At 77.6% G+C, this 12,488-nt stretch carries 13 protein-coding genes; 5 read left to right on the plus strand and 8 right to left on the minus strand.

Translation table 11 applies throughout. The annotated features are described in order from the left end of the window. Positions 1 to 196: 196 nt before the first annotated feature. Together VM636_RS03640 and VM636_RS03645 are read right to left on the minus strand one after the other, a co-directional pair. On the minus strand, positions 197 to 2,422 hold the full coding sequence (locus VM636_RS03640) for an alkaline phosphatase family protein (RefSeq protein ID WP_338483227.1): 2,226 nt from the start codon (positions 2,420 to 2,422) through the stop codon (positions 197 to 199). Between the two features lie 156 nt (positions 2,423 to 2,578). Beyond that, complete coding sequence (locus tag VM636_RS03645; protein WP_030418800.1) at positions 2,579 to 2,980, minus strand: hypothetical protein; 402 nt, start codon at positions 2,978 to 2,980, stop codon at positions 2,579 to 2,581. 81 nt (positions 2,981 to 3,061) lie between these two features. Between VM636_RS03645 and VM636_RS03650 the strand changes: the two genes are divergently transcribed. Together VM636_RS03650 and VM636_RS03655 are read left to right on the plus strand one after the other, a co-directional pair. Beyond that, a complete protein-coding gene (locus VM636_RS03650; RefSeq protein ID WP_030418799.1) occupies positions 3,062 to 3,835 on the plus strand; it encodes an MBL fold metallo-hydrolase in 774 nt (257 codons plus the stop codon). After that, positions 3,832 to 4,458 (plus strand): VTT domain-containing protein, encoded by a 627-nt coding sequence (locus tag VM636_RS03655; RefSeq protein ID WP_030418798.1) that lies wholly within the window; start codon positions 3,832 to 3,834, stop codon positions 4,456 to 4,458. Before VM636_RS03650 ends, VM636_RS03655 begins: the two co-directional genes overlap by 4 nt. A 139-nt stretch (positions 4,459 to 4,597) precedes the next feature. On the opposite strand, the gene VM636_RS03660 is transcribed toward VM636_RS03655, so the two are convergent. The 5 genes from VM636_RS03660 to VM636_RS03680 form a co-directional block, all read right to left on the minus strand. Then, positions 4,598 to 5,644 carry an MBL fold metallo-hydrolase gene (locus VM636_RS03660; protein WP_030418797.1) on the minus strand — a complete coding sequence of 349 codons (1,047 nt, stop codon included), beginning with the start codon at positions 5,642 to 5,644 and terminating at the stop codon, positions 4,598 to 4,600. After that, positions 5,641 to 6,885 carry an aminotransferase class I/II-fold pyridoxal phosphate-dependent enzyme gene (locus VM636_RS03665; RefSeq protein ID WP_338483231.1) on the minus strand — a complete coding sequence of 415 codons (1,245 nt, stop codon included), beginning with the start codon at positions 6,883 to 6,885 and terminating at the stop codon, positions 5,641 to 5,643. Before VM636_RS03665 ends, VM636_RS03660 begins: the two co-directional genes overlap by 4 nt. Positions 6,886 to 7,038: 153 nt before the next feature. Then, complete coding sequence (locus VM636_RS03670; protein ID WP_338483233.1) at positions 7,039 to 7,899, minus strand: hypothetical protein; 861 nt, start codon at positions 7,897 to 7,899, stop codon at positions 7,039 to 7,041. A gap of 200 nt (positions 7,900 to 8,099) precedes the next feature. Further along, positions 8,100 to 8,894: a SigB/SigF/SigG family RNA polymerase sigma factor gene (locus tag VM636_RS03675; protein ID WP_030418794.1), complete on the minus strand. Its 795-nt coding sequence runs from the start codon at positions 8,892 to 8,894 to the stop codon at positions 8,100 to 8,102. 361 nt (positions 8,895 to 9,255) lie between these two features. Continuing rightward, a complete protein-coding gene (locus VM636_RS03680; protein WP_338483235.1) occupies positions 9,256 to 9,552 on the minus strand; it encodes a hypothetical protein in 297 nt (98 codons plus the stop codon). Positions 9,553 to 9,745: 193 nt separating this feature from the next. On the opposite strand from VM636_RS03680, the gene VM636_RS03685 reads away from it, so the two are divergent. Next, positions 9,746 to 10,153, plus strand: coding sequence for a DUF2795 domain-containing protein (locus VM636_RS03685; protein WP_030418792.1), 408 nt, complete (start codon positions 9,746 to 9,748; stop codon positions 10,151 to 10,153). Between the two features lie 212 nt (positions 10,154 to 10,365). Further along, entirely contained in the window at positions 10,366 to 10,914 is a 549-nt protein-coding gene (locus VM636_RS03690) for a type 1 glutamine amidotransferase domain-containing protein (protein WP_030418791.1), read from the plus strand. Positions 10,915 to 10,994: 80 nt separating this feature from the next. Here VM636_RS03690 and VM636_RS03695 read toward each other — a convergent pair whose 3' ends face one another. Further along, positions 10,995 to 11,276, minus strand: coding sequence for a DUF6158 family protein (locus VM636_RS03695; RefSeq protein WP_030418790.1), 282 nt, complete (start codon positions 11,274 to 11,276; stop codon positions 10,995 to 10,997). Between the two features lie 59 nt (positions 11,277 to 11,335). Between VM636_RS03695 and VM636_RS03700 the strand changes: the two genes are divergently transcribed. Continuing rightward, on the plus strand, positions 11,336 to 12,457 hold the full coding sequence (locus VM636_RS03700; protein WP_030418789.1) for a Vms1/Ankzf1 family peptidyl-tRNA hydrolase: 1,122 nt from the start codon (positions 11,336 to 11,338) through the stop codon (positions 12,455 to 12,457). Positions 12,458 to 12,488: the final 31 nt, after the last annotated feature.

Here is a 12,488-nt window from a genome sequence, read left to right on the forward strand (position 1 = left end):
GCGGTGTGCGGGTGGGGACCCGGGGCCGGGTTCCCGCACCCATCCGATCACACTCCGGCCCGGCGCACCCGCAGGACCGCTCCGCCGCCCTCTGAACGCGGCGGCGCGGACGGCGGGTTCGGCTGGTCCGGCGGGTTCGGCTGGTCCGGCGGGTCCGGCGGGTCCGGCGGGTCCGGCTGGTCCGGCTGGTCCGGTGTCAGCTCGGGTGGTCGTCCGGCACCGGTGCCTCCCGGACGGCGGCCTCCGACGCGGCGGTCTCCCGGACGGCGGCCTCCGGCCCCCCGGCCTCCGGCACGGCGGCCGGGGCGCCGCCGCCCGGGGGCGTGCGGGGCAGGTCCGCCTCGCGCAGCCAGCGGCGCAGCACCCGGTGGACCTGTTCGGCGCCGACGATCCCCGCCCCGTCCGCCCGCGCGTCCCGCGGGCCGGGGGCGTCGGCGCCGTCGGGGCCGTCCGGGGTCCGCGCGGTGGGCGCCGACAGGGTCAGCGGGGAGAGCAGGAAGGCCCGCGACTGGGCGCCGCCGAGCCCGCCGTGCGAGCCGATCTGCTCCTCGAAGGCCAGCACCTCGCCGTCGGCCGGATCGTGGATGGAGTTGACCATGATGTCGGCGGTGTTCGGGAAGGAGTGGGTGCGGCGCACCGCGTCGGCGGCGCCGGGACCGAACGGCGCGAGGGGGCCCGGCTCCTCGTCCAGCCGGTCCAGCGGCACCCGCGCCCCGCGCGCCCCGAGCACCACCCCGCCGTGCTCCTCGCTGCGCACCAGCAGGAAGCCGATGCCCGGGTGGTTGGCGAGGGTCGGCAGCAGCGCCGGGTACCGGGCGTGGATCTCCTCCTCGCTCATCCGGTGCGGCACGGCCGGGAAGGAGACCAGGCCCAGGTTGCCGGAGGCCAGTACGACCGGCTCCGAACGGCGGCCCTCCGGGCGGTAGCGTTCCTCGCCCTCCTCGACCGGCCGGTGCAGCGCGGCCCGGACGGCGGCCCGCGCCTCGGCGCCGCTGCGGGTGCGCCGGGCCCGGCGCGGCACGGGCAGTCCGCAGCCGGCCCGCACCAGGTCGCCGAGGGTCAGCCCGTAGCGGGAGCGGAAGGTTTCGCCGGGGCTCTGGCCGTGGTCGGACAGGAGCACGATCCGGTAGCGCCGCGGGGCGTGTTCGGCGACCTTCTCGATCAGCGCGACGGCCCGGTCGAGCCGCTGGAGGACCTTGGCCGCGTCCCGGCTGCGCGGCCCGGAGTGGTGGGCCACCTCGTCGTAGGCCACCAGGTCGGCGTAGACCGCGGTGCGGCCGGCGAGCAGGTCGCCCATGACCGCGGCGACGACGACGTCCCGTTCGACGACGGTGGCGAAGGCCCGGATGAAGGGGTAGAGGCCGCCGCGCGAGACGCGGGGGCGCTCCTCGCGCAGCCGGGCGCGGAGCGACTGGGTGATCTCCCGGCCCACCTCGGCGACGAAGGACAGGGCGGTGCGGACGGCGTTGGCCGGGTCGGAGAAGTAGGCGAAGTAGCCGGCCCGGGAGCGGGTCTCGCGGCTGCGCCGGCGGGCCGCGATGGAGAGCACGAGGGCCTGCTCGTCGGCGCCGCCGCCGAACAGGTTGCCCCGGCTGGCGCCGTCGGTGTGCAGCAGCCCGGGGTGGCCCGCGTACCGGGCGGCGCGGCGCTGGAGTTCGGCGGCGCTGGACGGCCGGTTGCAGACCATCACCTCGCCGCTGTGCTTCTCGTACCAGCGGAAGGCGGGCACGTCGTGGTTGCTGCCGTGCAGGATGCCGAGCTGGCTCGCGCCGGTCTGGCTGGACCAGTCGGTGCGCCAGAGGTCGAGGCGGTGGGAGGCGGGCGCGCCGTCCCGGCCCAGCCAGCGGGCCAGGGTCGGCATCAGGCCCCGCTCGACCGCGTCGGTGAGCACGTCGTGGCCGACCCCGTCGAGCTGGAGGAAGACCGTGCCCGGACCGGCGGGAGCGGGCCGGCGGGCCCGGCGGCGGCGCCGGTCGGCGAGGCGGTAGAGCCGGCGCCGGTAGGCGTCGTCGTCGCGCACGGCGAGGGCGCCGCCGGTCGCGGAGGCGACCGCGGACATCACCGCGGCCACCACCACCGCGGTCTCCGGGGCGACCCCGCCGCGCGCGGCCGGGTTCACGTGCAGCGCGAGCAGCAGCAGGCCGCCGTTGAGGAAGAAGACCAGCAGCGCGAGGACGAGCGCCGGCACCAGGAGCAGCAGCCGCACCAGCAAGGGCCACACCAGCGCCGAGAGCACGCCGAAGGCCCCGGCGCCGAAGGCGGCGGTCACCGCGATCTGGGTCGCGCTGTCGCCGTCGGCGGACTGGAGCCGGAAGTCCGGCAGGATGCCGGCGAGCACGAGCATGGTCACGGTGGAGACGGCCCACACCGTGACACTCCGCCCGATCTGGCTGGCGGCCCGGCGCCAACGCGCTCCACCCATCGCTGCGCACACCTCACGTCCCGGCCCGTGGTCGGCTCGGGCCCTCACCACCCTGTCACAACGCCCCGGTGTGCCCGTTTGTCCCCCTGGGTCCGGTCCCTCCCCCGCCCGCCCGGTCCCCTCCGGTCGGGCCCCGCGGTACCCGCGCGCTCCCGGTCAGCGGCCGTCGTACCCGGCCGTCGGCATGGACAGCCTGCGGTGCACGCACGCCTTCATCCGGGCGTCGTAGGCCGGTTCCGCGCGGCCGACGGTCTCGACGCGGACCCCGCGCCGCGCGCACTCGGCGGTGAACTCCGCCACCGAGGAGAGCGCGCACTCCAGGACGCGCAGGCTCGGCGCCACGAACAGGTCACGGCCGGGCCGGACGCCGTCCCACAGCGCGTCGTGGTCGATGCGCAGCGAGCAGACCAGCAGCTCGCGGGCGACGGCCAGGCCGCGTTCGGCGGCCCAGCGCGCGCACATGGCGTGCTGGCTGCGGGAATCGACCAGGAAGGGGTCGTCCTCCAGCCGCTCCAGCGGTGTCAGACTCGCGATCGCCGTCACCCGCAGCGGGCTCATGGTCCCCCTTCACCTCCCGTTTCGCCGCCGACCCTACTCCTGGACGTACGCTTCGGGGAGTCGCGCGAAGGAGGCAACGGGGTGCCGGTGGAGGTCACCTGGTGGGGTCACGCCACCTGCACGGTAGAGGACTCGGACACACGTGTGATCACCGATCCCCTCTTCGCCCGCAGGCTGGCCCACCTGCGACGCAGACGCGGCGAGGTACCGCCGGCGGAGGCCCGGCGGGCCGATGTGGCGGTCGTGTCGCACCTGCACGCCGACCATCTGCACGTGCCGTCGCTGGCGCTGCTCGCGCCGGGCACGCGCCTCCTCGTGCCCCGGGGCGCGCCGCAGGCGGTGCCGGGGCTGCGCCGGCTCGGTCATCTGCACCTGCGCGAGATGGCGCCGGGCGACGAGGACACCATCGGTGACCTGCGGGTACGTGCCGTGCCGGCCCGGCATGACGGGCGGCGGCTGCCGCTCGGGCGGCATCGCGCGCCCGCGCTCGGCTATGTGATCGAGGGCGAGGCGCGCACGTACTTCGCGGGGGACACCGGTCTCTTCGAGGGCATGGAGGAGGAGGTCGGGCCGGTCGACGCGGCGCTGTTGCCGGTGGGCGGCTGGGGCCCGTACCTCGGCCAGGGCCACCTGGACGCGGGCCGGGCTGCCGAGGCGGTGGCGCGGCTGGCGCCGCGCAGCGCGGTCCCGGTGCACTACGGCACGTTCTGGCCCATCGGTCTCGACGCCGTGCGCCCCCACGAGTTCCATACGCCGGGTGACGAGTTCGTGCGCCTGTCGGCGCGGCGCGCGCCGGGTGTGGCGGTGCACCGGCTGGGGCACGGCGAGAGCACACGGGTGGAGGTCCCGCGGTGAGCTGGCTGGGCGTGCCCGCGAGCATCCCGCCCGAACCGACCCAGCAGGCCCTCGGCTATCCCTCGCTGTTCCTGCTGGTGCTGATCGGCGCGCTGGTGCCCGTGGTGCCCACGGGCGCGCTGGTCAGTTCGGCGGCGGTGGTGGCAGTGCACCAGACGGCGCCCTTCGCGCTGGCGGTGGTCTTCGTGACGGCGTCGCTGGCCGCCTTCCTCGGGGACCTGGCGCTGTACTGGCTGGGGCGGCGCGGGGTCGGCTCGCGGAACGGCTCGCGCTGGCTGGAGGCGATACGGGCGCGGGCGCCGGAGGACCGGCTGGCGCAGGCGCGGGAGAAGCTCGCCGCGCACGGGGTGGGCGTGCTGGTGCTCTCCCGGCTGGTGCCGGGAGGGCGGATCCCGGTGATGCTGGCGTGCCTGCTGGCCGGGTGGCCGCTGCGGCGCTTCGCCCGGGGGAACCTCCCGGCGTGCCTGGCGTGGGCGGTGACGTACCAGCTCATCGGCATTCTGAGCGGGTCGCTGTTCGGGAAGCCCTGGGAGGGGGTGGCCGCGGCGGTCGGGCTGGCCGTGGTGGTCGGCGCGGCGCCGGGTGTGTGGCGGCGGCTGCGGAAGCCGGCGAAGGCGTCGTAGGCCGCCGCGGGCCCGACCGCCGGGGCCGGCACGGGACGGCCGGGCGCGCGGCCTCGGCTCCTGGGGCGGGACAGCGAGGGTGGTGTGGGGGCGCGAGGGCACCGGGGGTGGTGCGGGGGCCCCGGGGCGCGGGCGCGCGCTACTTGAGTACGCGGGAGGCGCCGATGGGGAGGTCCCACAGGTCCTCGCGGGGCAGCCCGGCTGCCTCCCAGGCGGCCCGCACGCGCACGAGCGGTTCCAGGACCGGTTCCGCGGAGAGGACGAACGTGCCCCAGTGCATCGGTGCCATCCGGCGGGCCCCGACGTCCCGGGCGGCGCGGACCGCCTCCTCCGGGTCGCAGTGCACGTCGCGCAGCCACCAGCGGGGGTCGTAGGCGCCGATGGGCAGGAGCGCGAGGTCGATGCCGGGGTAGCGGCGGCCGATGCGCCCGAACCAGTGGCCGTACCCGGTGTCGCCGGCGAAGTAGACGCGGTGGCCGTCGGGCGCGGTGAGGACCCAGCCGCCCCACAGGGTGCGGCAGGTGTCGGTGAGGCCGCGCTTGGACCAGTGGTGGGCGGGCACGAAGTCGAACCGGACCCCGCCGAGCGCCGCCGCCTCCCACCAGTCCAGCTCGGTGACGCGGGTGAAGCGGCGGCGGCGGAACCAGCGGCCGAGTCCGGCCGGCGCGAACACCGGCGTGTCGCGGGGCAGCCGGCGCAGGGTGGGCGCGTCCAGGTGGTCGTAGTGGTTGTGGCTGATGACGACGGCGTCGACGCGCGGCAGGGCCTGCCAGGCGACGCCGACGGGGGTGACGCGGGCGGGGGTGCCGAGGATACGCCGGGACCACACGGGGTCGGTGAGCACGGTGAGCCCGCCTATGCGCACCACCCAGCTCGCGTGCCCGGCCCAGGTGACGGCGAGGGCGCGGGTGCCGACGCGGGGCAGCGGCCCGGGTTCGTACGGCAGCCGGGGGATGTCGGCGAGCCCTTCGGCGCCGGGTCTGACCGCGCCCTCGCGGGCGAACCGGGCGAAGGCCCGCAGTCCCGGCAGCGGCGCGGTGAGCCGGTCGTGGAAGGCCCGGGGCCACACCCGGCGTTCGGCCGGCGGCCGGGGCTCGGCGAGCGGCGGAAAGGGGGCGGGGGGGCCGGCCGCGCCCTCGGGGGCGGGCAGGGCACCGCTCGGGGCCGGCCGGGACTGCTGCGTCATCGGAGGGGCTCCCATCGCCGAGCGTCGCGGAGATCGTCGAAGACCGACTGCACGGCGGTCAACGCGTCGTGCACGTGGGGCAGTTCCAGGGGGTCGGGCGCGGTGAGGCACCGGGCGCGCAGCGCGTCGGTGGCGCCGGTGAGCGGTCCGGTGGACAGGCGCACGCGCAGGGCCGGCAGGTCGTCGCCGAAGCGGTGGCCGCCCGGGGCGGGCATGCCCAGCCGTGCGGTGAGGTGGTCCTCCAGTTCCTGCGCGTCGCCGACGCCCCGGGCGGCGAGCGCGTCGCGCAGCGGGGCGAGGTCGGCGTAGAGCTGGCGGCCGGCCTGCGGGGGCCGGGCGGTGGCGCCCGCGCCGGTGACCGCGGTGTGCAGGGCGGCGGCGAGGCGCGCGTGCAGGCGTACGGCGGCGGACCGGCGGGCGGTCACCGCCTCGGGTTCGGCGAGGACGTACCCGGCCGCGGCGGCGACGGGCGGGGCGAGGCGGGCGCCGAGCGCGGTGAGCACGTCCAGCACGCGCGCGTGCAGCCGTCTTCCGCCCGGCGTGTCGGGGAGGCGGGCGACGGCGGCGGGCCAGCCGGCGGGGAGCAGCGCGCCGGCCAGGTCGGTGACGACGGTGACCGCCTCGGGGAGCATCTCGGTGGGGCTGAGCAGCACCGTGGCGCGCGGGTCGTGCAGGGTGTCGCGCCAGGTCTCGTCGCTGACCACGTGCAGTCCCGCGTCCGCGGCGGCGAGGGCGGCCTCGTGGAGCAGGTCGGGCGGGGCGACGGTGCCGGTGGGGTCGTCGGCCACCGAGAGGACCAGCAGACGGGGGTCGCCGCCCTCGGCGCGGACGCGGCGCACGGTCTCCAGGAGGGCGAAGGGGTCGGGGAGGCCCCCGGACTCGGCCGGCGTCGGCACGTGGAAGACGGGCCGGCCCAGCAGCCGCGCGTACGGGGCCCACCAGGCGGCGCAGGGGCGGGGCACCAGGACGTCGCCGCCGAGCGCGGCGGTCAGCGCGACGAGCAGGGCGTTGGCGCCGGGCGCGGCGGCGACGCGGCCGGTCCCGGCGGGCAGCCCGCGCCGTTCCCAGTAGCCGTGGGCCGCGTCGAGGAGCACGGGGGCGCCGCCGACGGGCTCGTCCTCGCCCCGGCCCGCGGCGGCGGCGAGGACGGCGGCGGCCTCGGGCAGCACGGGGAGTCCGTCGCAGGGGGGCGGCGGACCGTAGCGGACGGGGCCGTGCCCCTCGGGGTCCGTCCGCCGCATGCGTACCTCCACACCGTCCGTGGTGCCCTGACCCGGCGCCGTCCGGCGGTGATCGGGGTGGTGATCGAGGCGCCGGCCGTGTTCCGGGTACCCACCGTGCCGCGCCCTCATGGCCGCGCTCCGCTTCGCGTGGGTCACAGCGCCCGCTCCGGCTCAGTGCTCCCCGCCGCCCCGGCGCGGGCGCAGCCGGTGCGCGGCGCCGCCGAGCGCGCCCGCGATCAGCACTCCCCCGGCGGCGAGGGCGGGTACGGAGCCCTCGAAGGCGCCGCCCTGTCCGGCGCGGACGCCGTGTTCCGGGCCGGCCGTGGCACAGGAGCCGTCCGGGGCGGCTCCGCCGGACCTGCCGTGCGGGGCGGGGGTGGCGTGGGACTGGCCGTGCGGGGCGGTGGGGCAGGGCGGTTCCGGGGTGCCGCAGGGCTCGCCGGGGGTGGGGTGCGCGGGGCAGGTGGGGCGGGTGGTGCCCTGGGGCAGGGTGGAGGTGGCGCTCCAGGGGGCGTCCTCGGGTTCGGTGCCCCAGGCGTCGTCGCCGGGTACGGGCGGGCAACCGCCGTCGGCCGCCCGGTCGGGGCCGGGGGCGCCGGGGGTGAGGAGGCCGTCGTTCTCGTCGTCGTCGGCGGGCAGTCCGTAGGCGTCGCAGGCTCGGGCGTCCGGGGCGCCGGTGTCCGGGTCGGGCGCGGCGGTGTCAGCGGCCCCGGGGCCGGCCGCGGTGCCGGCGGCGAGGGCGCGGGGGGTGCCGGCGCGGGCGGGGGCGGCGCCGTCCGCGCCGGGGAGCGTGCGCCAGGCGGCGGGGTCCTCGCCGGGTGCGGGCGGATCGGCGTCGGGGATCGCGGGGACCGGTGCGCAGGGCAGCGGGTCGGTGGCGGCCGGGCCGGGGACGGCGGCGTCGGCCTGGTGCGCGGAAGGGCCCGTGTCCGCCGGCGCGGTGCCCGCGAAGACGCCGAGGGCGGCGCCGGCAAGCAGGGTGGTGACGAGGGCGCGGGCGGTGCCGCGCGCGGGTCCGGCGGTGCGGCGCATGGACGGGCTCCTTCGGGCGACGGCCGTGGGGCGCGGTCCTCGCGCCCCACGCCATCACAGCCCGCCCCGGCGTCCGGCGCCCGTCACCGTGCGCCGTTGGCGGGACCCGTCCGGCCGAGCGGGTGACATCCGGCCCGGGGGCGGTTTGGGCGGGGGCGGGCGGTGCGGCGGCCGGGGCCGGGTGGCGGGCGTACGGCCCGTCAGGCCGCCGGGTCGCGGAGGACCTGGTCCCGGACGCGGTGGCAGGAGCGGGTGATCAGGCGGGAGACGTGCATCTGGGAGATGCCGAACCGCTCGGCGATGCGACTCTGGGTCATGTCGTCGAAGAAGCGCAGGTAGAGGATGGCGCGTTCGCGCTCCGGCAGGGCGGCCAGCCGGTCCCGGACGGCCTCGCGGTCGACGACCGTGTCCAGCGCCGGGTCGGGCGCGCCGAGGGCGTCGGCGAGCGAGGAGCCGTCCTCGGTGCCGGGCGGCCCGGCGTCCAGGGAGAGGGCGGTGAGGTTCTCCAGGGCCTCCAGCCCGGCGCGGACGTCGTCCTCGCCGAGCCCGGTGTGCTCGGCCAGTTCGGGGACGGTGGGCCGGCGGCCCGCGTCGCTCTGGGCGAGGTCGTGGAGCGCGTTGCGGACCTGCCGGCGCAGTTCCTGGGCGCGGCGCGGTACGTGCAGGGTCCACAGGTGGTCGCGGAAGTGGCGCTTGATCTCGCCGGTGACGGTCGGCACGGCGTAGCTCTCGAAGGCGCTGCCGCGACCGGGGTCGTACCGGTCGACGGCCTTGACCAGGCCGAGGGCGGCGACCTGGCGGAGGTCCTCGATGCTCTCGCCGCGGTCGCGGAAGCGTCCGGCGAGCCGTTCGGCCATCGGGAGCCAGGCGGCCACGACGCGGTCGCGGAGCGCGTCCCGTTCCGCTCCGGGAGGCAGGGCCGCCAGGCGGCGGAAGGCGTCGGCGGTGTCGGGGGCGTCGTCGTGCGGGTGCTTCGCGCCCGCTGCGGTCTGCATGGTGCCTCGCCACTTCCTTCGGGGCGGGCCGGCCGGCGCACACCGGGGCGGCGCGGGCGGCACCCTCGCGCGGCACGGCGGCCGGCCGGGTGCGGGGCGGGCGCCGGCGGGTGCGACGGCACGGCCCTCGGTTCGGGCGGTCACCGCGGGAGGGCGTTCCGGTCCGGGACGGACGCGTCCGGGCCGACGTGGCGCCTCTCCCACGGACGTGCCTCCTGTCCGAAGCACTGGCGTTGCCCCTGCCCGCTCAAGCGGACGCCAAACCTCCGCCGGCGCTGCCGATCGCTCGCGGCGGGCGCCGTGTCGCCGGGGAGCGGCGGCCCTGGGGTCTGTCGGGCCCGTACGGGCGCGGGGCTCCGGGTCAGCGGCCCGCGGGCAGGTCGGCCGGCGCGGGGTGCGCGGCGGCGGACGGGGCGGACGCGGGGGTGGCGACCCGGGAGGCGGTCGGCGCGGCGGGGGGCGCGGGCTCGGCCGAGGGAGGAGCCGGTGGCGCGGAGGTGGTGCCGGCCGGGTCGGCGGGCGTGGGTGCGGCGGGGGCGGGGGGCGGGTCCTCGGGGGGCGCGGGGTCGGGTCGCGGCAGCATCAGGTCCTCGTACCGGCCGAGGGCGAGCACCACGCCGAGCATGAGGACCGGGATGAACACAGCGAGCACCGCCATGATCCGTCCTTCCCGACAGGGTGGGCGTGGGGGTGACGGGGGGCCGGGTTCCCCAACAGACCCGGACAAACCGCCACCTACTCGAACAGACAGGACAGCTTCCGGAAAACGGAGCGTGCCCATCCGGGGGAATCCGTGTCGGGCCGCGGTGGCCGGGTACGCGGTCGGCACCCCTGAGGATGTGGAGGGAGACATGCAGCGAGGCAGTGACCGGTTGAGCGTCCACCGCGACGACGAGATGAAGCACGAACTGCAGGGCCTGCTCCGGTCCGGGCACCCGACGCGCACCGAGGAGTGGAACGACCCGGAGCCGGCCGCCGAGGACGATCCCGACGTCGTGTACGGTCCCGTGACGCCGGGTCGCGGACCCTCGTACCTGGAGGCGCTCCGGCTCGAACTGGCCCGGAACCTGACCCGCGGCACCTTTCCCGCGGGCCCGCGGGAACTGGGCCGCGCCCTGCGCCGGGGCAACGCGCCCGACGCCCTCGTCGAGGGCCTGCGGCGGCTGCCGCACAAGGCCCGCTACGACAACGTGCAGGAACTGGCCCTGGCCCTGACCGAGAGCGGCCGGTCCGGACCTCCCGCGCCCGGCGCCGCGTAGACGGCCGTGAGCAGCGCGGTGGCGGGCGGGACCCCCGCGCGGGCGGCGCGCCGTGACACGCCCGGACGTGCCGAGGCGGCGCCTCGGAGCGCCCCGACACGCCGGTACGCACCCACGACACGCCGCGGCCTCACCGGGAAGGGCGCCGGCCCCCCGAGAACCACACGACGCACGACATGCCCACAACATGCCACGAAAGGATGACGAACCCCATGCGCATCGCTTTTCTGACCGCGCCCGAGGGCGTGGAGCAGGTCGAACTGACCGAGCCGTGGCAGGCGGCGAGGGACGCGGGGCACGAACCCGTGCTCGTCTCCACCCGCTCCGGCGAGATCCAGGCCTTCGACCACCTCGACAAGGCGGACACCTTCCCCGTGGACGAGGTGGCCGGGCAGACCTCCGCCGACGCGTTCGGCGCGCTGGTGCTGCCCGGCGGCGTCGCGAACCCGGACTTCCTGCGCACCGACGCGTCGGCGGTGTCGTTCGTGAAGGGGTTCTTCGACCGGGGCCGTCCGGTGGCCGCGATCTGTCACGCCCCCTGGACGCTGATCGAGGCGGACGTCGTCCGCGGCCGGGAGATGACGTCCTGGCCGAGCCTGCGCACCGACCTGCGCAACGCGGGCGCCACCTGGGTGGACGAACGGGTCAAGGTCTGCGACCACGGGCCGAACGTCCTCGTCACCAGCCGCAAGCCGGACGATCTCGACGCGTTCTGCGCGACCTTCCTCGCGGAGTTCGCCAAGACCCAGGCCCACGTCTGAGGCCCCCGTCTCAGGCTCGGGTCCGGTCCGGACCGCACGTCCGGCCCGGACCGCGCGTCCCCGCCCCCGCCGCCGGCCGGTCAGCCGGCGGCGGGGGCGGCGCTCTCTCCGGAGCGGCGCTCGCGGGCGCCCTCGCGGGTGCGGCCCGCGGCGACCGGGCGGCGCGGATTGCGGCGCAGCCACTCGCCCTCCAACTGGGCCATGCGCGCGTTGTGGGTCCGCAGCGCGTCGTCCGACCCGTACAGCAGCGTGTCGTGGCGCGTGCGGTGGATGTTCTCCAGCTCCTTCATGAGCTGCTGGTCGTCCAGGCGCCCCGGGTCCACTCCGGTCATGGTGTCGTCCCGCGTGTCGTGTTCGTTCATGCGGCCCGGGTACCCGCCCCGCAGCACTGCCACCCCCGAGCGGCACCCGGGAGGGAGCCATGGATCTCGCGTTTCTGCACCCGCTCTACGAACATCCGGGGCCCTGGGCCTCCGTCTACGCCGATCTGTCCCGGCACACGGAGGACACCCCGCACGAGCGGGAGCTGACGGCCGCCGCGCTCGCCCGCGAACTGGCGTCGCAGGGGGCGGACGACGCGACCTGCGACGCCGTGCGGGAGGCGCTGACGGAGCTGCGCCACGCCACCGACCCGCACGGACGGGCACTGTTCGCGCGGGCCGGTCAGGTCATCCTCGACCCGCCGCTGGCCCGCCCCCCGCGCGCCGGGGACGCGGCGCGCTGGGCGCCGCTGCCGCACGTGGCCCCGCTGCTGGAGCTGGCCGGCGAGGACCCGCTGTGCGTGGTGGCCTACGTGGACCGCCGGGGCGCCGACTTCGAACTGCGCAGCGCGCTGGGCAGCCGGGACGCGGGCGGGGTGAGCGGCCGGCAGTGGCCGCTGCACCGCACCAGCACCGTCGACTGGTCCGAGCGGCACTTCCAGCTCAAGGTGGAGAACACCTGGGAGCACAACGCCGCCGAGGTCGCCGACGCGCTCGCCGCCTGCCAGGAGGAGACCGGCGCCGACCTGCTGATCCTGGTGGGCGACGACCGGGAGCGGCGCTCCGTGCACGAGCGGCTGCCCAAGCGGCTCCAGGACCGGATCGTGGAGACCCGGCGGGGCAGCGGCAGCCGGCTGCTCGACGAGGAGGTGGAGCGGCTGCGCGACGACCACGTGCGCGAACGGGCCCGGGAGGACCTGGAACGGTTCCTCGCCGCCCGCTCGCCGGACGACGACGGGCGCACCGGCGCGGCCGAGGGCGTGCCGGCGCTGGTGGAGGCGGCCCGGGAGCACCGGATCGACGAGCTGCTGGTCATCCCGGACGCGCCGGACACCCACCGCGAGGTGTGGATCGGCGAGGACCCGGACCAGCTCGCCGTGCGCCGTACGGAGCTGCGGACGCTCGGCGAACAGGACGCCTGGTCGGCCCGCGCGGACGACGCGCTGCTGCGCTCGGCGGTGATGACGGGCGCACCGGCGATCTCCGTGGTGCCCGCGCTGCCGCACGAGGCGGCGCACGACGTCCCGGTCGGCGGCCTCGGCGCCCTGCTCCGCTGGAAGTAGGACGGCCGCGCCAGAGGCGCACGGTCCCCCG

Source organism: Streptomyces sp. SCSIO 75703 (assembly GCF_036607905.1).
Classification (GTDB): Bacteria; Actinomycetota; Actinomycetes; order Streptomycetales; family Streptomycetaceae; genus Streptomyces.